The sequence below is a fragment of the Lactiplantibacillus sp. ME-2 genome, from assembly GCF_022549155.1.
GTDB classification, from domain to species: Bacteria; Bacillota; Bacilli; order Lactobacillales; family Lactobacillaceae; genus Lactiplantibacillus; species Lactiplantibacillus plantarum.
Genome location: NZ_JAKZEQ010000001.1, coordinates 1 through 17,903, shown reverse-complemented (window position 1 = coordinate 17,903; position 17,903 = coordinate 1). Strand labels below are relative to the sequence as shown.

General features: G+C 46.1%; 22 protein-coding genes, 1 pseudogene and 1 other annotated feature. Of the genes and pseudogenes, 18 read left to right on the top strand and 5 right to left on the bottom strand.

Annotation, left to right across the window (positions count from 1 at the left end; all coding sequences use genetic code 11):
- The first annotated feature begins 3 nt into the window (after nucleotides 1-3).
- The gene (locus MMY95_RS00115; protein WP_016527251.1) at nucleotides 4-780 is read left to right on the top strand and encodes a TMEM175 family protein; all 777 of its coding nucleotides are present in this window, start codon (nucleotides 4-6) and stop codon (nucleotides 778-780) included.
- Entirely contained in the window at nucleotides 780-998 is a 219-nt protein-coding gene (locus MMY95_RS00110) for a hypothetical protein (protein ID WP_003642701.1), read from the top strand. The genes MMY95_RS00115 and MMY95_RS00110 overlap by 1 nt, the downstream gene beginning before the upstream one ends.
- 48 nt (nucleotides 999-1,046) lie before the next feature.
- On the opposite strand, the gene MMY95_RS00105 is transcribed toward MMY95_RS00110, so the two are convergent.
- A complete protein-coding gene (locus MMY95_RS00105; protein ID WP_003646584.1) occupies nucleotides 1,047-2,000 on the bottom strand; it encodes a linear amide C-N hydrolase in 954 nt (317 codons plus the stop codon).
- Nucleotides 2,001-2,230: 230 nt separating this feature from the next.
- Here MMY95_RS00105 and MMY95_RS00100 point away from each other — a divergent pair, with 230 nt between their 5' ends.
- The 4 genes from MMY95_RS00100 to MMY95_RS00085 all read left to right on the top strand — a co-directional run bounded on the left by MMY95_RS00100 (nucleotide 2,231) and on the right by MMY95_RS00085 (nucleotide 5,546).
- Nucleotides 2,231-3,292 (top strand): aspartate-semialdehyde dehydrogenase, encoded by a 1,062-nt coding sequence (locus tag MMY95_RS00100; protein ID WP_003642703.1) that lies wholly within the window; start codon nucleotides 2,231-2,233, stop codon nucleotides 3,290-3,292.
- 317 nt (nucleotides 3,293-3,609) lie between these two features.
- Nucleotides 3,610-4,125, top strand: coding sequence for a polyketide cyclase (locus tag MMY95_RS00095; RefSeq protein ID WP_003644685.1), 516 nt, complete (start codon nucleotides 3,610-3,612; stop codon nucleotides 4,123-4,125).
- 38 nt (nucleotides 4,126-4,163) lie between these two features.
- On the top strand, nucleotides 4,164-4,988 hold the full coding sequence (locus MMY95_RS00090) for an SDR family oxidoreductase (protein WP_003642705.1): 825 nt from the start codon (nucleotides 4,164-4,166) through the stop codon (nucleotides 4,986-4,988).
- Nucleotides 4,989-5,036: 48 nt separating this feature from the next.
- Nucleotides 5,037-5,546 (top strand): MerR family transcriptional regulator, encoded by a 510-nt coding sequence (locus tag MMY95_RS00085; RefSeq protein ID WP_003642706.1) that lies wholly within the window; start codon nucleotides 5,037-5,039, stop codon nucleotides 5,544-5,546.
- Nucleotides 5,547-5,696: 150 nt separating this feature from the next.
- Here MMY95_RS00085 and MMY95_RS00080 read toward each other — a convergent pair whose 3' ends face one another.
- From MMY95_RS00080 to MMY95_RS00065, 4 genes are all read right to left on the bottom strand, one after another.
- Nucleotides 5,697-6,044 carry a DUF1801 domain-containing protein gene (locus MMY95_RS00080; protein WP_003642707.1) on the bottom strand — a complete coding sequence of 116 codons (348 nt, stop codon included), beginning with the start codon at nucleotides 6,042-6,044 and terminating at the stop codon, nucleotides 5,697-5,699.
- Nucleotides 6,045-6,058: 14 nt separating this feature from the next.
- Nucleotides 6,059-6,967 carry a CorA family divalent cation transporter gene (locus MMY95_RS00075; RefSeq protein ID WP_003646585.1) on the bottom strand — a complete coding sequence of 303 codons (909 nt, stop codon included), beginning with the start codon at nucleotides 6,965-6,967 and terminating at the stop codon, nucleotides 6,059-6,061.
- Nucleotides 6,968-7,050: 83 nt separating this feature from the next.
- Nucleotides 7,051-7,416, bottom strand: coding sequence for an RDD family protein (locus tag MMY95_RS00070; RefSeq protein WP_238352228.1), 366 nt, complete (start codon nucleotides 7,414-7,416; stop codon nucleotides 7,051-7,053).
- On the bottom strand, nucleotides 7,355-8,203 hold the full coding sequence (locus tag MMY95_RS00065) for a VanZ family protein (protein ID WP_238352227.1): 849 nt from the start codon (nucleotides 8,201-8,203) through the stop codon (nucleotides 7,355-7,357). The genes MMY95_RS00070 and MMY95_RS00065 overlap by 62 nt, the downstream gene beginning before the upstream one ends.
- A 220-nt stretch (nucleotides 8,204-8,423) precedes the next feature.
- Between MMY95_RS00065 and hisJ the strand changes: the two genes are divergently transcribed.
- The 12 genes and pseudogenes from hisJ to MMY95_RS00005 all read left to right on the top strand — a co-directional run.
- Nucleotides 8,424-9,260 (top strand): histidinol-phosphatase HisJ, encoded by an 837-nt coding sequence (gene hisJ, locus MMY95_RS00060; protein WP_053267704.1) that lies wholly within the window; start codon nucleotides 8,424-8,426, stop codon nucleotides 9,258-9,260.
- 58 nt (nucleotides 9,261-9,318) lie between these two features.
- Nucleotides 9,319-9,550, top strand: a binding site (T-box leader).
- Between the two features lie 175 nt (nucleotides 9,551-9,725).
- Nucleotides 9,726-10,877 carry an ATP phosphoribosyltransferase regulatory subunit gene (gene hisZ, locus MMY95_RS00055; protein ID WP_053267705.1) on the top strand — a complete coding sequence of 384 codons (1,152 nt, stop codon included), beginning with the start codon at nucleotides 9,726-9,728 and terminating at the stop codon, nucleotides 10,875-10,877.
- On the top strand, nucleotides 10,870-11,526 hold the full coding sequence (hisG, locus tag MMY95_RS00050) for an ATP phosphoribosyltransferase (RefSeq protein ID WP_003642712.1): 657 nt from the start codon (nucleotides 10,870-10,872) through the stop codon (nucleotides 11,524-11,526). Before hisZ ends, hisG begins: the two co-directional genes overlap by 8 nt.
- Nucleotides 11,526-12,812: a histidinol dehydrogenase gene (gene hisD / locus MMY95_RS00045; RefSeq protein WP_202861113.1), complete on the top strand. Its 1,287-nt coding sequence runs from the start codon at nucleotides 11,526-11,528 to the stop codon at nucleotides 12,810-12,812. Before hisG ends, hisD begins: the two co-directional genes overlap by 1 nt.
- Nucleotides 12,813-12,884: 72 nt before the next feature.
- Nucleotides 12,885-13,469, top strand: coding sequence for an imidazoleglycerol-phosphate dehydratase HisB (hisB, locus tag MMY95_RS00040; protein WP_003644682.1), 585 nt, complete (start codon nucleotides 12,885-12,887; stop codon nucleotides 13,467-13,469).
- Entirely contained in the window at nucleotides 13,470-14,096 is a 627-nt protein-coding gene (gene hisH / locus MMY95_RS00035; protein ID WP_003642715.1) for an imidazole glycerol phosphate synthase subunit HisH, read from the top strand. It abuts the gene before it with no gap.
- Nucleotides 14,077-14,796 (top strand): 1-(5-phosphoribosyl)-5-[(5-phosphoribosylamino)methylideneamino]imidazole-4-carboxamide isomerase, encoded by a 720-nt coding sequence (gene hisA, locus MMY95_RS00030; protein WP_202861112.1) that lies wholly within the window; start codon nucleotides 14,077-14,079, stop codon nucleotides 14,794-14,796. Before hisH ends, hisA begins: the two co-directional genes overlap by 20 nt.
- A complete protein-coding gene (gene hisF, locus MMY95_RS00025; protein WP_003646590.1) occupies nucleotides 14,790-15,548 on the top strand; it encodes an imidazole glycerol phosphate synthase subunit HisF in 759 nt (252 codons plus the stop codon). Before hisA ends, hisF begins: the two co-directional genes overlap by 7 nt.
- Nucleotides 15,545-15,871, top strand: coding sequence for a phosphoribosyl-AMP cyclohydrolase (hisI, locus tag MMY95_RS00020; protein ID WP_003644681.1), 327 nt, complete (start codon nucleotides 15,545-15,547; stop codon nucleotides 15,869-15,871). Before hisF ends, hisI begins: the two co-directional genes overlap by 4 nt.
- 140 nt (nucleotides 15,872-16,011) lie before the next feature.
- Nucleotides 16,012-16,332 carry a phosphoribosyl-ATP diphosphatase gene (gene hisE, locus MMY95_RS00015; RefSeq protein WP_003642719.1) on the top strand — a complete coding sequence of 107 codons (321 nt, stop codon included), beginning with the start codon at nucleotides 16,012-16,014 and terminating at the stop codon, nucleotides 16,330-16,332.
- A gap of 11 nt (nucleotides 16,333-16,343) precedes the next feature.
- Entirely contained in the window at nucleotides 16,344-17,414 is a 1,071-nt protein-coding gene (hisC, locus tag MMY95_RS00010) for a histidinol-phosphate transaminase (RefSeq protein ID WP_053267707.1), read from the top strand.
- Nucleotides 17,415-17,599: 185 nt separating this feature from the next.
- Nucleotides 17,600-17,848: pseudogene (locus tag MMY95_RS00005) on the top strand (maltose acetyltransferase domain-containing protein); the annotation flags it as partial.
- Nucleotides 17,849-17,903: the final 55 nt, after the last annotated feature.

Here is a 17,903-nt window from a genome sequence, read left to right as displayed (position 1 = left end):
GTCTTGACGCCCCCACATCAATTACTTTATTTTGACTTAATCTTACCATATCAGGTGTTAGAGAAGCGGTTTGGTCGTCAGTTTGAAAAGTTAATTACAGTAATTACTTGTGAGTTATGGTATCCTAAAACGCTGTGGGAGGTGCTGATTTTGAAAACAGATCGATTTCAGGCGTTCAGTGATGGTATTTTTGCCATTTTAATTACAATTTTAGTCTTAGAATTTCACATTCCCGATTACCAACCGGGACATTTACTGGCGGCACTATTAGCGCAATGGCCGTTGATCTTGTCGTACGTCTTTTCGTATTTCTACGTTGGCACGCTGTGGTTATTTCATCATGATTATTTCAACATGCTACAACGAATTGATCGCAACGTTAATATGCTAAACTTATTAATGCTCTTTAGTATCACCTTATTGGATTACCCGATGTCATTAGTGGCAGATGCGTTGACAACTGGTAATCGACAGGATATGCAAACGGCATTTATCGTTTATGATTTGGTTGCCCTGTTTATTTCGGCGACATTTTATTTCATGTACGCTTATCTGCATCATCACCAGGATCTAAAGAAGCCGGGAATCTCAATGGCTTTTTATGCCGCAATTAAGTTTGATCCGGTTCGAAGTGTCACGATTTATGGCTTAGCCATCGTGGCAACGTTTTGGTCGGTATGGTTAGGTGCAATCTTACTAGCAGGTGGCATCATTTTTCACTTTTTGGCCTACTTACGGATGAGTCGCCAGCTAGAACAGGCGAAGGGAGGGACGGCATAATGGATTATTCAAGTTTATTAGGACCTGATCGTTATGATCTAGCCGTGACGTTAGCCAAGCAGTATCATCTTGATCCCAGCCAGGTCTTGTTCGGCTATTTGCAAGTGGTTAGTCAAGTTACGGGTGGTCCGAATGCAGCGCAAGCTGATTTACATGAGCCCCAAGTACGAGCGGCAATCAATCAGGAATTTGATCATTTTTTGAAGCAGCGTCATTAATTAAAAATCACGATGTGAGTTCAGTCTCAACATCGTGATTTTTTAGTTTCAATCGGCAGGGAAGAGGTACGGTGTTCGCCAGGTTGCTGCCATTTCAGGTGTTAGTGTCAGTCGTTGTTCGTGACCAGTCGTGCGTGGAATAAAGCGGTAAGTACGAGTCGCTAACGTGATCAAACAACGATAGTGCGTGTAGTTGTGGCTGATGAGATGGCGACGGTCGGCGTGGTATGGCAAGCTTACTTCTTGTAACCAGCGGAATAAAGTGGTCGGCACTTGTTGCGGTGCTAACTGCGGTGTTCCCAGTCGTCGAAGTGCCATGTGAATGAAACGATCAGTGGGAATCGGCCCGCTCGGTAATGGTTGCTTAGTCTGAATCACGTGCTGAGCAGCCTGACGAGTGGCAGTTGTAATCTGGTTGCCAGATATTGCTAAATAAAGATTTAGTCGGCGCTGATGGTCGCTTAGGACTGGTGTATTGGTCAGGACGCCGGCTGGATTCGGTTGCGCAGTCAGTGGGCCACCAGTGGGTTCGATGACGACACTGGTGTGTGCATCACTGAGATACCAGTGAAAGGGATAGACTTCACCAGTGTCATCACCCCAGGACGCACCGACCAGGTTAACACTTGGCAGATCGGCGATCACGGCTGCGACTGATTGGTGTTCACCTAAAGCCCAGTTGATGAAGGCTTGAGGTGTTAAATTAATTTGGTTGACTTGTGGTTGAGTGGCGTATTCAACGGCGTGGGGCAAGTACAGTTCAGCACACATCAAACCAGCTTCGTTAATGCCGTCAGCCATCAAACAAGCCTTAAAGTGGTCAGGTAGCCGGCCACCACCGAGAATGGCATACTGCGTCATACGCGTCGTCGCTAACCCAGTTGGCCACGGATAACGGCGCGGCAAAAAAATTGGCCGCCAAGGTGTCGTTGTTGGAAAGTCCATGGTGCGGGCGAAGTAGCGGTGATTGTCAGTATCAAGATAAGTTAAGCTGGTACACATGGCGCGGCCTCCTTTGAATTAGGTTCATTATACGTCAAAATAGGCGACAGCTAAATGACTGTTTAATTAACGATGGTAACGGTTACTTTTTTGATGATCTGCGTGTGCAAAACAGCTGGCAGTGCAATCAGTGACAGATTAATTTATGGTCGGATGGAACTCATTATTTTCTAATCTTTACAAACGTGCTATAATGAGGTTTCAATAACTATCAAAGCGAGGTCTTCATAGTGAGTGGATATAACGTCGCGATTGTCGGTGCAACTGGTGCAGTTGGCGCGCGGATGATCAAAATGGTGGAACAGACGAGTTTACCTGTCAACTCAGTTAAACTTTTGGCATCAAGCCGTTCAGCCGGTAAACAATTACAGTTCAATGGTCAAGCCTTAACTGTTGAAGAGACCGTTCCTGAATCATTCGAAGGAATTGATTTAGCCCTCTTCTCAGCGGGTGGCTCAGTATCTAAGAAGTTCGCCCCTGAAGCAGTCAAACGGGGTGCCGTAGTTGTTGATAATACAAGTGCTTTCCGGATGGACCCAAAGATTCCGTTAGTTGTTCCTGAAGTTAACCCTGAAGCATTGAAGCTTCATCATGGAATCGTGGCTAACCCGAACTGCTCAACCATCCAAATGGTCGTTGCTTTGGAACCAGTGCGCAAGGCATTTGGTTTGAAGCGGGTCATTGTTTCAACCTATCAAGCCGTTGGTGGTGCTGGTAACCGGGCCTTGAAGGAATTGCATGATGAGACGGAAGCCTACTTAAAAGGTGAAGAGATGGAAGCTCATATCTTACCTGTTGCGGGCGACAAGAAGCATTATCCAATTGCCTTCAATGCGTTACCACAAATTGACGTGTTTGAAGAAGATGGCTACACCCATGAAGAATGGAAGATGATCCATGAAACCAAAAAGATTATGTGTGGCGGCGACATGGACAGTAAGGATATCAAAGTAACGGCAACTTGTGTGCGGATTCCGGTGCCAGTGAGTCACTCCGAATCAGTTTACTTTGAAGTTGAAGATCCTAAGGCAACCGTCAAGGGCATTCAAGATGCTTTGGCAGCTGCACCAGGCGTGGTCTTACAAGACGACCCTGATAACCAAATTTATCCGCAAGCGCATAATGCGGAAGGTTCTAAAGACACGTTCGTTGGTCGGGTTCGTCCTGACCAAGAAACGCCACAAGCCTTCCACATGTGGAACGTTTCCGACAACCTCTTAAAGGGTGCTGCTTGGAACTCAGTTCAGATTGCGGAAACCATGGACAAGATGGGTTTATTGCACATGCAATAAAACTAATTTGTTAAGGGTAATGAAAAGCTGATCGCTAGAATCAATATTCTGGCGACCAGCTTTTTTTGATGTCGAATTATTCGAGCGTTAGAGTCAGATAAAATATAATAAGCGTCATGTTGAAATTAGGTTCGTTTTAGAAAGCAATATTAAGAATTTGTTAAGCTAAAACTGATGAGTGTCCTTTATCCTTGTCCTGGAGTCAGCTCCAGCATATAAGCTAAGTTTATTCAAAGTTAGTGAATGGTCAATGAGATGTCATGATGTTAATTTGCTAGCTAGAATAAAATTTTAACGCGAATATGGAGGAATTAATAATGAAATCAATTAATTGGTCAACGGACTATTTACCAGGGCATACTGATAATTTCGTGTCAAACGAGGTCATTACAGACGGTGTGACTTTAGCGGCTGTTTGGAAAAATTTAGTCGATACATCGAAGTGGACGACGTATTATGACAATGCGACTAACATTATTTTGGATGATCAAACGAATACTGAACTAAAGTTTGCGGAACATTTCCGATTTGATACATTTGGTTTTCCTATCGATGCCCAGGTCATGGAACTCGTTGAACCGACGGATGGTGAAACAGCACGACTAGCATGGCATGGCTGGCAAAATGGTGATGCAGATACTCAATTTGATGTCTATCACGCTTTCTTAATTGAAAAATTGACAGATGGCCGGATTCGATTATTAACACAAGAATCGCAAGTTGGACAGCCTGCTAAAGACTTAGCTAATCAAACACCCAATCCGATGCTAAATGGTCACCAAAGCTGGTTAGATGGGTTAGTCAAGGCTGCTAAAAGGACTATGACTGAGTAAAGTAGTAGCTCAGCAAGATTAATAGGAGTGATTAAAAGATGAAAACATGGTTTATTACAGGAACTTCAAGTGGTTTTGGAAAGGAACTCGCGACAATTGTTGCACGTCAGTCTGACACTCAGCTGATTGCGGCTGCCCGCCACACCGATGATTTAGCCTACCTAGATGTTTTTGACGCGACGCGTATTGAGAAAGTAAGCATTGATGTGACAAATGAATCACAAATTAAAACTGGGGTCGCTCAAGCGATTCAACGTTTTGGAACTATTGATGTTTTAGTGAACAATGCTGGCTTAGGCTATTTTTCAACAATTGAAGAAAGTGATATGGCGAAAGTTCGCTACATGTTTGAAGTTAACGTTATGGGACTCGCTAACGTGACTAGGACCGTTTTACCGACCATGCGGGCACACCATGCTGGGATAATTATTAATTTATCATCGGCGTTGGCATTGACGACACTACCAACTATGGGCTTTTACAGTGCGACAAAGTATGCAGTTGAGGGGTATAGTGATACCTTGCGGCAAGAAGTAAAAGACTTGGGGATTCAAATTATGACGGTTGAACCAAGTGGCGCTCGAACGCAGTGGTCAGGGCGGTCATCCCAAAAGATGGTACCGACAATTGCAGATTACGCCGCGTTTAGTGACGCGATTACGACGGTATCGGACTCGGTTACTCAGGCACCGGGCAATCCGCACCGAATTGCTCAGGTTATGTTTGATCAGGCCAATTTGGTAGAAGTACCGGCACACTTGCCATTAGGTGAATTTGCCTATCAAGGTGGACTCGCTAATTTACAAAGCATTGTTAGTGAAATTAAGTCACGTGAGGACCTTTCATTATCGACAGACGATTAGCTGCGTTAAGATAGTGGTTAAACGACAATCGAGGAGGTTCAGTTCAGTATGAGTTATTCAATCGGACAAGTAGCTGATAAGTTAGGAGTGACGATTGATACCATTCGTTACTATGATAAGTCGGGATTACTGCCATTCGTGAAGCGTAATTCAATTGGCCGGCGTGAATTTACTGATAATGATCTACATTTGATGAGGACCATTGTATGTCTCAAAAATGCGGGTGTGTCAGTAGCTGACATTGCTACTTTTATTGCGCTCAGACTCGAAGGTGATACGACATTAAACGATCGTTACCAATTACTCAAAACGCATGAGCAGGAATTACAACAGCGGATTACCGACTTACAGGATACGATGAGTTATTTGAAGTTTAAGGAGTGGTATTATGAGACCGCTACGGCTGCCGGACATGAGGATATTCATTTTGTACCGGGTACTAATGAAGTTCTTCCCGGTCTTGACCAGGAATATGATGCGTATTTGAAGGCGACCGGTCAACTGGTTGAGCTGTCTCGATTTGCTAATGTAAAGGATTATCGGTTGCGCAAGCGATAGTCCTTAGCAGTTTCAGTTTAATCGATGAAACTGTACAGAAAAACTGGTTTTGATAGCTTGGATATTGGATAAGAATAACCAAAATAAAAGGTTCTGAATTGTCAGTTGTTTGACAGTTCGGAACCTTTTGAAATTAAAAGCAGCGTATATTTAAGCAATTAGTTGTAAGACTTGTCTAACTAGCGCCACTGGTACGGGTTGATCCAGGCCAATGTTCAGCCGCTTTTGACCGGTTGCGTAACCAGCAGTTTTAGCAGCAGTGAGGGTCGCATCGTCAAGGTCGGCTGAAATACTTAGACTGACGTGGGCCTGATAAGCAGCAATGCTAACGTATTGTTTGTCATGTTCATAGAACGGCAAATTCCACTTGATTTTAGCAGTAAAGTCAAGCAATTCCGATGTAATCAGTTGGGCAAGGGTGCTCAAGATTGGTTGTGCAGCGATTGCAGCTTTATTGATGTAATCGTTGGTGTCCGTGACTTTAACTCGACTAGGCATTTTTAAAACCTCCTTTATTTACGAAATGAATTGCGTCGTAGCAACCAAATGGTTAGGGCACATAGTGCAACGGCGATGAATACCGTAATCTCCCAACCGAATGGATTCTTCATGAACGGTAAGTCGACGTTTTGCCCGAAAAAACCGAAGACAATGTTGGGCATTGTCAGGACGATGGAGAAAATCGTCAGCACCCACATCGTGTTGTTCAAACTGTTGTCTAGAATGTTCGAGTAGGCGTTCGACACCCGGCCGATGATGTCTGAGGCAATGTTGGCCATTTCCAATCCTTGTTGTGCCTCGACAATAATATCGTCGAGCCGTTCTAATTGGGCCGCCGAGAATTTGACCGGTACAAACCGTTTGAGTGACTGCAACATGTCGTTATTACTTTTAAGGGACGTGAGGAAATAGACTAGCGTTGTTTCTAAGTCCATCAATTGAATAATGACCGAACGCTGAATTTGCTTTTTCATCTTCATCTGAATGTCTTGTCGTTGTTTATTGATCTTGTTGATGGCCGAAAAATATTGCCGTGATAGCTTGTACAAGACGTTAAAGATATGGTCGTATGGATGCAGGACATCTTCCCAATCGGCATCGATTTCGTCTGCCAACATATCCTCAACGAATATTGTGTTATCGGTCGTAAAAGTCAGTAGGGTGTGGTCAATCAACATGAAACTGACTTGGGCGGTATAAGTACCTTCCTCAACGTCTTCTGTGACCACGTCAAAAATAATGGTCGTGATGGCACTTTTGGCGTCATATTCCAACCGGCCTCGTTCGTGTTGATCGGTTGCGTAGCCTAACATTTCGTCGGTAACGTGTTCCTCACTTACGAGTTGATGATAATCATTTTCAGTGTAATTATTAACAGCGACCCAGCGAAAATCGTCGCTTAGTTCATGGACTTTTATCATTGTTTTTACTTCCAGCGTTTTGAGATATCTTCAATTTAACATGAGTTGCGAGACAACGCAAAGGAAGTTTTAAGGCCACCTAATTATTTAACAGTTGTTCTACTTAACTTTTCACACCATAACTGGTGACTGCGACTGAAAAGCGCTAACAATAAATCATAACTGATAATCAGTAAAATGACTGAAACGACGACGAGGTAGACATCCAGGCGGTTAAGGGTGGCACTAGGAACATTGCCTAGACGATTGAATAACCATAAATCCAAGAATAAAAGTGGCAGGCCGATTAAGTAGAGCCCACTGTAATGGATAAGCAGTTGCCAGAGATTGGCCTGGTGACCACTGATGGTTACGATCTGACTATTGAGCAGGCGACCACCAATGGTTTTACCATGCCAACACCAGGCGGGCCCAATGAAGAAGAGGCAGGTATAGCCAGCGAAAATCATGTGGTAATGGCCAATTAAAATGTTTGACTAAGACGAAGTAGACGGTGTCAAAGGCGGCAATTGCGAGCCAATCGATGACCAACGCCCCAATGCGGCGCCAATTGATGGGGTGTTCCTGCCAATTCAACCGGGTACTGTGGTCGCGATTGCGCCACTGATTAGGAATCAGATGTAGACACCCAGCACCGACAATCCCACCAAGTGTGTTCATCATTAAATCGTCGACATCGAACATCCGGTAGGCTCGTGAGTAGTAGCCGTATAATCCGGTTAACTGCGTGGTTTCGAAGAACAATGAAATCGAGAAGCTCGTCAGGGTGATCAACCAGAGCGGCCAGCGGTGCCGCCACTTTAAGTAGGCACCGATCGGCATAAATAATAGAATATTGAAGAACGGCTGGAAGAACGTGTCAGATTTGAAGGCGGCTAACCAAGTACTGGGGTCCCCGAGTTCAAACGGCGTGAGTGCCTTCAACTGGGTGAGAAAGTAGAAGGGTTGTAAATTATACTCAGCAGTTGTTAGGCTAGCCACGGATGAGCGAGTCGGGAGTGGCAGAATAATTAGTAAGTAGGCTGCTGCCAAGTACCAAATAAACGAATAGGTACTGATCAAGTTACGCTCACTCAGTGTTTGACGTGTTCGGAGCTGGATAGTCAGGATAATCATGGCGAGTAGTAAGGTCATGATGGGTAAAGCTAAGATAACGATGTGCACGGGTTCCAGCAACGTACTGACAATGTGACTGGAAAGTGCGAGTTGATAAAGTTTTGTAATGAGTTCGTGCATGGCTGGTCCCCCCTTTTTTGGGAATAGCGCTGTTCTTTAACTAATGTTGACTATATCATGGTATAAAGAAATTGTGACAATTAATATAAATAAATAAGTAAATTGTTAGACTTTCGCCGTGACTGCTAGCGGATTGTCGCGAATGACCGTTTCGACCATACTTGCTTATCTAAAAAAAATATGATTGAATAAGCATAAATTATGAGAGGGTGATGAGGATATGCTAATGGATGGGCATACCCACACGGAACTATGTCCGCATGGGAGTGGTGAAGCAACGGAAAAAATGATTCAACGGGCGATACAGCTAGGTTTTCAGCGGTATTGTATTACGGAGCACGCACCGTTACCACCGGCATTTCGTGACCAGTATGAAGGGACGCCGGCCGGTTATACTGAGGCGTCGTTGCGTGAGAACCAAGTAGCCGATTATTTGGCACTGGCTAACGGACTGAAGACCAAATATGCCGGGCAAATCGAGATCTCAGTGGGTTTTGAAGTTGATTTCTTACCAGAGCATGTTGCTTGGACGCGTGATTTTCTGAATACCTATGGTCCTCGGACGCAGGAAAGTATTTTGTCAGTCCATTTCATGCGGGGGTTACGGCAGCATTTCTGGTGTGTTGACATGTCAACGGATGATTTTGCAGCCGGTTTTGGGCAGTGGCTTAAGACGCCCCAACGTGTTTTTGAACAGTATTATCAGACGGTCTTGGCATCAGTACAAGCAGATCTGGGCCCTTACGCACCACAACGGATCGGCCACATGAGTCTCGTCCGCAAATATCAGGATTACTTTGGCTTGACTGAACCCTTGGATGTCCATAATCTTCAATTAGTAGATCAGACGTTGGCGTTAGTGAAGCAGCAACGGCGGCAGTTAGATTTGAATTTGACTGGTCTCTACAAACCGTATTGTAATGATTTTTATCCCGGTGAACAGATTCTACAACGCGCTCAAAAGCTTGACATTCCGCTGGTTTATGGCTCTGATGCCCATGACATAGCCAGTGTGGGGCGTGGCTATCATCTTATAAAAAAATTAATTGAGGGTTGACAGCCGTCAGTTTAGTGATTACAATGAATTATAAATTAAACGACTAATCAAATTTTAATAAACGGTTGTGATTAGAACAAGTAATTAAGTCTTCCTCATCCAGAGAGCCCGGGTAGCTGAGAACCGGACAGACAGGCTTAACGAACACACATCTATGAACTGCTAAGGTGAACCAGTCTCATTAGCCTTAGCCGAATTGGTTTCGTTATCCAAGTTGACTTGATCAACATGAGGTCTGCCGTGCGAACGGTAGATGAAATAAGGTGGAACCACGCGTAAACGTCCTTTTAGCAAATTGCTAAGGGGGCGTTTTTTAGTTTCACCGATCCATGCGGTAAGTTTGCGTGACGGAATCGCAAGTCGCTCCGGTTAGCATGTAAGCAATTGATTAAGCGCGTTGATAAGTAACGATATGAATTAAACTGATTAGTTTTAAAAATAACGACGTTTTAGGAGGCGTAAATTATGTTGAAACACTTATTACCACTAGGAACCCGGGATGAATTTGGTCGGCGGGCACGTATCAAACAACACTTGATCGCGGTGATCCAAGCCCATTTTAAACAACGCGGGCTCGCGCCAATTGCAACGCCGTTATTAGAAAACGAAGCGGTGTTTGATCCATATCAGATGGGTAACTACCAACTATACCGCTTATTTGGCAACGATGGTCGCACCTTGGTCTTACGGCCGGACATGACCTTACCAGTTGCTCGCTTCATTAGCGCGACGAATGTCCCCTTACCGCAAAAGTTTGGTTATGTCGGCGATATCTTTCGAGTAAGCCGTCAATTATCAGGTTCATATAACCAAATCACACAAGCGGGAGTCGAATTAGTCGGTTACGCATCGCTGAAAGCCGAATTTGAATGTTTAACGATTGCCAACCAGCTTTCAAGTGAGCTGATTGCCGATGCTGTTGAAATCGAATTAGGAGATGCCCAATTTGCACAACGGGTCGTGGCCAGCTTGACTGGTGACGAAGGCGAACAACAAGCCATTTTAACCGCACTGTTCGATAAGCAAGTACCACGCTACACGAAGTTGATTGCCAAGTACCGCGCACAGCCTTTATACGATTTTCTCAAAGCATGGCCGCGTTTGTTCGGGCGTCCAGAATGTATCTTCAAAGAATTAGCGGCAGCACCACTACCTGAAACAGTCCAACCAAGTCTGAAACGGCTTCAAACGGTGGTGGCCTGGATGCAACAAACGATGCCGGAGCAAGTCATCTCGGTGGATTTGAGTAGCCAAGCACCACAAAAATACTATACCGGCCTGACTTTTCGGGGTTATTCACAAGCGGGGGCTGGCTACCTGTTCAGCGGCGGCCGTTACGACAAACTGTTAACGAACTTTCAAGCTGAAGCAGAACCGGCTGTGGGAATGGGGTTAAACGTTGACTTGTTAACGACTTTAGCCACCGACCAACAGACCGCTTATGCTGAACAATTGATTTACTTTGAGCCTGAACAGTGGTCACAAGCGGAGGCATACTTAGCGAAACAACCGCACGCCATTTTGAGTTTGGCGGATGACTTAGCAGGTGCGCGCATCGAAGCACGACGTTTGAATGCCCAACTGATTGATTTAACTGGAGGTATGACCAATGACTGAACCACGTTTAAAGATTGCCTTGACTAAGGGCCGCGTCGAACAACAAGTCCTGCCGTTGCTGGAAGAAGCTGGACTGGATTGTTCGCAAGTCCGCAACAAGCAACGGCGGTTGATTTTTGATTCTGAGACGCAACCATATGAGTTTATTTTAGCGAAAGGGCCGGACGTGACGACCTTCCTCGAACGGGGTGCTGCTGATATCGGCATCGTTGGTAGCGATATTTTGACTGAACACGAGAGTACCCAATATGAACTGTTAGACTTGGGGGTTGGTAAGTGCCAATTTGTGCTAGCATCCACGGCCGACTTTGATCCCGTTGCACCACGACGCAAAATCATCGGCACCAAGTACCCATTGATTACCCAACGGTATTTTGATCGCTTGGGCCAAGATGTTGAAATTATTAAGATTGAAGGCTCGGTTGAATTAGCACCACTGACTGGCTTAGCCGACGCCATCGTAGATATCACCGAGACGGGGACCACGATTCGTGAGAACCATTTACAAATTTATGACTATTTACAACCAGTCTCGACCCGCCTAGTGGTCAACCGGTTAGCCTTAAAACAGCAACAAGCCGCCATCTTTGATTTAGTTGATCGGTTGGCCACAGTTGTTGATACGAATAATCCAAAGGAGTTTGTCTAATGAAAATTATTAATGAAGATTTAGCTAGTTTAAAACGCTTAGTTCAAACGAAGACCCAACAATTGACTGACTTAAAGGTTGAATCAGCGGTTCGCGAAATTATTGCCAATGTGATTAAAAACGGGGATGCCGCCGTCAAGGATTACGAAACCCAATTCGATAAGGTCACCTTGACCGACTTTAAGTTGTCACAAACTGTTATTGATGATGCTTATAACAATCTGGACCCGCAAGTGAAGGACGCCTTGTTGTTAGCTAAACGCAATATCACGAGTTTTCACGAAAAGGAAAAGGCGACTGGCTTTATTGATGCTGAACAGCCTGGCGTTCTACGAGGGCAGAAGTTAATGCCGCTTAATCGGGTTGGCTTATACGTTCCAGGTGGCACGGCAGCCTATCCATCGACTTTACTGATGAGTGCCTTGCCCGCTAAGATTGCCGGCGTTAATGAAGTCATTATGGTGACGCCACCACAAGTCGATGGCATCAATCCAGCCGTTCTTGCTGCAGCCAAAATCGCTGGCGTCGACGCCATCTATCAAGTGGGAGGCGCTCAAGCAATTGCTGCGTTAGCTTATGGGACTGAGTCGATTCCAGCGGTCGACAAGATTATTGGTCCTGGGAACATTTTTGTGGCGACTGCTAAGAAGCAGGTCTTTGGTCAGGTGGCGATCGACATGGTGGCCGGCCCGTCAGAAATTGGTATTTTAGCGGATGATTCAGCTGATCCTCGGCAATTAGCGGCTGACTTATTGAGTCAAGCAGAACATGACCGTCGAGCCCGGCCAATCCTAATTACGGATAGTGCCGACTTAGCGCAGGCCGTCAGTGACAACGTGACGTCACAGTTGAAAGTTTTGCCACGAGAAGCGATCGCTACCGACGCTGTTAACGAAAAAGGCTTCATTGCCGTTGTCGCAAAGGTTGAAGAAATGTTTGACTTGATGAATACGGTGGCACCAGAACACTTGGAAGTGCAATTGAAGAATCCAACTCAGTACTTGAATTTAATCAAAAATGCCGGGTCGGTCTTCTTAGGACGCTACGCCTCTGAACCACTCGGTGACTACGTTGCTGGTCCGAACCACATCTTACCAACGAGTGGCACGGCCCGTTTCTCATCACCACTTGGCGTCTATGATTTCGTTAAGCGAACGTCCTTTATCCAATACACTAAGGACGCTTTGGCTAAGGAAGCTCCGGCGATTACCACGTTGGCACGGGCCGAAGGTCTGGAAGGCCATGCTCGTGCGATTGAGAGTCGTTTTGACACCTATTACGATTAGGGCGTAATTAGTAGTTGATACTGATTGTGATTACAGCCGGTAGTCGTTTTAGCAGATGAGGAGGAAATGAACATGCGACAAGCAACGATTAAACGTGAAACGAAAGAAACCCAGATTGAAATCAGTTTGAATTTAGACGAACAGAGCGGTATCGAAATCGATACCGGGATAGGCTTTTTGAACCACATGTTGAACTTATTTGCGAAGCACGGGCGCTTCGGGTTGGTCGTGAAGTGTCACGGCGACCTCGACGTTGACCCGCACCACACTACTGAAGATACGGGAATCGTGCTTGGCGAATGCTTTAAGCAGGCGTTGGGTGATAAGCAGGGAATTGAACGGTACGGGACGGAATTTGTGCCAATGGATGAGACTTTAGGTCAGGTCAGTGTCGACCTAAGTGGACGGTCATACTTAGTTTTTGATGCCGAGCTCACGAATCCGCGGCTCGGTGGCTTAGATACGGAGACAGTCGAAGATTTCTTCCAAGCCGTGGCCTTTGCTGCTGAAATGAATTTGCACGCACGCATCCTGTACGGCCGTAACACTCACCACAAAGTTGAAAGTTTGTTCAAAGCGTTTGGGCGGGCAATGCGCGCAGCTGTCACGATTAATCCAGATATTCAGGGGGTCAACTCTACGAAAGGCGTGATTTAAATGTTTGCAATCGTCGATTATGATACGGGTAATACCCGTAATTTGAAGAAAGCTTTTGACTACCTGCAAGTGTCAACCATCTTAACGGCTGACCCGCAACAATTAGCGGCCGCTGACGCAGTTATTTTACCCGGTGTGGGAGCTTTCGCAGCTGCAATGGCCGCTTTAAAAGAGCGCCAGTTAGTCGGCGTGTTACAAGCATTGGCGCGGAGTGGCAAACCCGTTCTCGGTATTTGCTTAGGCATGCAGCTCTTGTTTGAAAGTAGTTCCGAGTACGGCGAGCATGCTGGGCTAGGCTTGTTAAGCGGCCGGGTTAGCGCTTTGCCAACGGACTTGAATGTCAAAGTCCCACAGATGGGGTGGAATCAGAACGAGCTTCGGCGTCCTGATAGTCCCTTTGCCAGTATTGACGCGGCCTATACTTACTTCGTTCATTCGTACTATGCGGTATGTCCGGCAACTGAAATCGTGGCGACAGTTCAACACGGCGTCCAGGTTCCAAGTATTGTTCAGCATCAAAATGTGATTGGGATGCAGTTTCACCCGGAGAAGAGTGGTCGAGTCGGATTACAACAACTAGCAGCTTTTAAGGAAATGGTGAGTGCAAATGATTTTTCCAGCAATTGATTTACGAGCCGGTCAGAGTGTCCGGCTCTACCAAGGTGATTTTAAACAGGCGACATTGATTAATCCTGATCCTGTCGTTCAAGCCCAACAAATTAACGCAGCGGGCTTGCAGCAATTACACATGGTCGATTTGGACGGTGCCAAGTCAGGGCGCCCAGAAAACTTCGCGACAATCACGGCGATCCGGCAAGCATTTACCGGGACGATCGAGCTCGGTGGAGGTATTCGAACCTACGAGCTGGCGACTCGTTATCTCGAATTAGGAATCGATCGCTTAATCTTGGGGTCAGTTGCGTTGACTGATCCACGACTGGTCAAACGACTGTTAAGTGAGTTTGGTGGTGAGCGAATTGTGATTGGGTTAGACGGAACCAATAGTTATGTGGCAATTAAAGGCTGGTTGGAGCAGTCACAGACCAAGATGAGTACATTAATGAAGACAATGACTACGAGTGGTGCCAAGCACTTTATCGTGACCGATGTCGCCCGTGATGGCACGATGCAAGGCCCTAACCTTGCGTTATACCAAGAACTACAAGCACAGGTGCCCACGGCCAACCTGATTGCCAGCGGTGGCGTTCGGAATTTGACCGATGTTCAAGTGTTACAAGCCAGTGGGTTCAAGGATGTTATTATTGGCAAGGCGTTAGCTGAAGGCGGTGTGACACTGGCCGAATTAGCGGGGGTGACTGAATGTTAGCAAAGCGGATTATTCCGTGCTTGGATGTGGCGGATGGTCGGGTCAAGAAGGGCGTTAATTTCGTCAACTTGACGGATGTCGGAGATCCGGTGGCGATTGCAGCTGCCTATCAGCAACAGGGCGCGGATGAACTTGTCTTTTTAGATATTGCAGCCACCAATGAGCACCGCGAGACGATGGCCGCCATGGTCGAACAAGTCTCAGCTCAGGTCTTCATGCCACTGACGATTGGTGGCGGAATTACAAGCGTTGCTGATATGCAACGAATCTTACGTGCGGGTGCTGATAAGACGGCTATTAATTCGGCTGCAGTTGCCAACCCTGAACTGATTCGTGCCGGTGCTGAAAAATTTGGTAACCAGTGCATTGTTGTTGCGATTGACGCGGCGTGGGATGCGGCAGCTGGTCAATATCGTGTCTATACACATGGGGGTCAGCAAGCGACCGACCTCGATGCAGTGGCGTGGGCCAAGCAAGCGGTCGCCTTAGGGGCTGGCGAGTTATTGGTCACTAGCATGGATCGCGATGGCACTAAGGCGGGGTTTGATACCAAGTTATATCAGGCCCTGGGAGCAACGGTCAATGTGCCAATCATTGCCAGCGGCGGTGCGGGTAACTTACAAGACTTTGTGGATGTTTTTAGCACAACCCCGGTTGATGGTGCATTGGCGGCTTCCGTCTTTCACTTTGGCGAGTTAACGATTGCAGATGTCAAAGCGACATTAAGAAAACAAGGAGTGGTCGTAAGATGAAACCAGACTTTGAAAAGGGTGACGGCTTACTGACAACGGTCGTCACCGACGCGGATACGAAGGATGTCTTAATGGTCGCGTGGATGAACGCGGAAAGCTATCAACGGACATTGGCGTCGGGCCAGACGTGGTTTTGGTCACGGTCTCGGCAAGAACTTTGGCACAAAGGCGCTACGAGCGGCAATTTACAAGATGTCGTTAGTATGACGTTGGATTGCGATCAAGATACACTATTGGTCGCAGTTCATCCGCATGGTCCCGCTTGTCATACGGGACATACGAGTTGTTTCTTTAACCCGGTTGAACTAGAGCCGGGCGCCTAAGGATTGATGACGATAGCCGAATGAGTTGGGAGTTAGATGGCTGATTGGTTGGAAAATGCGGTCCCAACGGTCGATAAGCAGGATTGTTTTTAACCCGTATTAAATTGATGAATATATTATAGAAGAAAGTGGTGTCGAATATGCAAAATATGGAAGAATTATACGAACTGATCAAACAACGGAAGGCAACGCCTAAGAAGGGCTCCTACACAGATTATTTATTTACTAAGGGACTGGATAAGATTTTAAAAAAAGTTGGTGAGGAATCAACCGAAGTTATTGTGGCGGCCAAAAATCCCGGTGACGACGAATTAACCTATGAGACAGCCGACTTGTTGTATCACGTTTTAGTGTTATTGGTCGAACGTGGTGTTAGTTTTGACCAGATTAAGCAAGAATTGGCTAAACGTGAAGGTAAGATGAGTGACTATAAGGATCGGCCCGAAATTAAGAACCTATAGGAGGTAGCCGAATGAAAGCTAGTATTGAACAGTTAGAACCCTATGTGCCTGAAAAGCCGTTGGCGACCCTCCAAGCTGAGTTAGGATTGACAGAATTAGTCCGGTTATCAGCTAACGAGAACCCGTATGGCACCTCGCCAAAAGTGGCGATCGCTGTGAAGAATTGGGACTTCACCCAGAGTAATCGTTATCCCGATGCCAACGCACAGGAGTTACGACAAGCAGTGGCCCAGCAACAGGGAATCGACCCGAATAGCATCGTTTTTAGTGTAGGTCTTGATGAGATGATCGTGATGTTATCACGGACGTTCTTAGCCACCAACGACCAGGTGCTAGTGTCCGCACCGACGTTTTCAGAATATGGACTACATGCTGAGATCGAGGGGGGGCAATTAATCAGTGTGCCAACGTTGCCTAATGACCATGTGAACTTCGAAGGCTTAATGAAGGCCATTACGCCCCGCGTGAAGATGGTTTGGCTGTGCAATCCGAACAATCCGACGGGCACCGTGGAATCATTAGCGGCAATTGAAGCGTTCGTTCAGCAAGTACCCCCGGAGACGATGGTCCTGATTGATGAAGCCTACATTGATTTTACACCGGGCGCGGCTCAAGTAACGGCCATGCAGTTACCAGCCAAGTACCCGAATGTAGTGGTCATGCGGACATTCTCCAAAGCATATGGGTTAGCTAACTTTCGAATCGGGTACGCCGTTTTTAATACCAAATATGCCGCAACGATGCAAACTATTCGGCTTCCATACAATGTGAATTCCTTGGCTCAAGTGGCAGCCCTGGCGGCAATCGATGATCCTAATTTTGTGAAACAAACGGTCCAAAAAAATGCGACGGAACGTGCTAAGTGGATGGCATTCTTTGATGATCAGGGTGTCACTTACGATCAATCTGGCGCGAACTTCATTTTCTTTAAGTATCCGAGTGCCACGCAACTGGCTGACTATTTAGTGCACCATGGGTATCTGATTCGCACTGGCTTACGGCCAGGGTGGTTACGACTAACGGTCGGAACGGCTAACGATAATCAGCAACTCCAACAATTAATTCGTGAGTTTAAGGCCTAGAATTGGCGCAAAGAAACCTGAGTAATCGGTTTCTTTTTTTGTTGCCCTAACTGCTGAATAAATTCGAGGCAGCTGGTCCGCAAGGATAGTTGTCAATAACACCTGCTAAACCATTAACTCAAGTGTTGACTTCGACGCCACTCTAAGCAGTAAAATTAGGGTGATAAAATACAGGAGGGACAACAATGTCAGAATTAGATAAATTAGCAGCTGGGGAATGGTATCAATTTAAAGATGCTGAGGTGGCCGCTCAAAAAGCGCGGGCTGCCAAGTTATGTCAAGAGTTCAATCAGATCGATGCAACAAATCCAGATGCGCAAACTGCCAAGATTCAAGAGATTCTTGGTAGTTACGGTCGCAATCTTTCCGTTCAAGCAGACTTTAATTGTGATAATGGTCGTAATATTCATGTTGGTGATAATTTTCTTAGTAATGGCAAATTACAAGTTTAATCCGAACAAGCCCGGAATCTTTCAATGGCAGTCTGTT

Excerpts from the sequence above, each read along its gene's own strand:
- MMY95_RS00110 (WP_003642701.1), top strand. The coding sequence starts at position 780 with ATGGATTATTCAAGTTTATTAGGACCTGATCGTTATGATCTAGCCGTG.
- MMY95_RS00105 (WP_003646584.1), bottom strand. The coding sequence starts at position 2,000 with ATGTGTACCAGCTTAACTTATCTTGATACTGACAATCACCGCTACTTC.
- MMY95_RS00095 (WP_003644685.1), top strand. The coding sequence starts at position 3,610 with ATGAAATCAATTAATTGGTCAACGGACTATTTACCAGGGCATACTGAT.
- MMY95_RS00090 (WP_003642705.1), top strand. The coding sequence starts at position 4,164 with ATGAAAACATGGTTTATTACAGGAACTTCAAGTGGTTTTGGAAAGGAA.
- MMY95_RS00085 (WP_003642706.1), top strand. The coding sequence starts at position 5,037 with ATGAGTTATTCAATCGGACAAGTAGCTGATAAGTTAGGAGTGACGATT.
- MMY95_RS00080 (WP_003642707.1), bottom strand. The coding sequence starts at position 6,044 with ATGCCTAGTCGAGTTAAAGTCACGGACACCAACGATTACATCAATAAA.
- MMY95_RS00075 (WP_003646585.1), bottom strand. The coding sequence starts at position 6,967 with ATGATAAAAGTCCATGAACTAAGCGACGATTTTCGCTGGGTCGCTGTT.
- MMY95_RS00070 (WP_238352228.1), bottom strand. The coding sequence starts at position 7,416 with ATGATTTTCGCTGGCTATACCTGCCTCTTCTTCATTGGGCCCGCCTGG.
- MMY95_RS00065 (WP_238352227.1), bottom strand. The coding sequence starts at position 8,203 with ATGCACGAACTCATTACAAAACTTTATCAACTCGCACTTTCCAGTCAC.
- hisJ (WP_053267704.1), top strand. The coding sequence starts at position 8,424 with ATGCTAATGGATGGGCATACCCACACGGAACTATGTCCGCATGGGAGT.
- hisZ (WP_053267705.1), top strand. The coding sequence starts at position 9,726 with ATGTTGAAACACTTATTACCACTAGGAACCCGGGATGAATTTGGTCGG.
- hisG (WP_003642712.1), top strand. The coding sequence starts at position 10,870 with ATGACTGAACCACGTTTAAAGATTGCCTTGACTAAGGGCCGCGTCGAA.
- hisD (WP_202861113.1), top strand. The coding sequence starts at position 11,526 with ATGAAAATTATTAATGAAGATTTAGCTAGTTTAAAACGCTTAGTTCAA.
- hisB (WP_003644682.1), top strand. The coding sequence starts at position 12,885 with ATGCGACAAGCAACGATTAAACGTGAAACGAAAGAAACCCAGATTGAA.
- hisH (WP_003642715.1), top strand. The coding sequence starts at position 13,470 with ATGTTTGCAATCGTCGATTATGATACGGGTAATACCCGTAATTTGAAG.
- hisA (WP_202861112.1), top strand. The coding sequence starts at position 14,077 with ATGATTTTTCCAGCAATTGATTTACGAGCCGGTCAGAGTGTCCGGCTC.
- hisF (WP_003646590.1), top strand. The coding sequence starts at position 14,790 with ATGTTAGCAAAGCGGATTATTCCGTGCTTGGATGTGGCGGATGGTCGG.
- hisI (WP_003644681.1), top strand. The coding sequence starts at position 15,545 with ATGAAACCAGACTTTGAAAAGGGTGACGGCTTACTGACAACGGTCGTC.
- hisE (WP_003642719.1), top strand. The coding sequence starts at position 16,012 with ATGCAAAATATGGAAGAATTATACGAACTGATCAAACAACGGAAGGCA.
- hisC (WP_053267707.1), top strand. The coding sequence starts at position 16,344 with ATGAAAGCTAGTATTGAACAGTTAGAACCCTATGTGCCTGAAAAGCCG.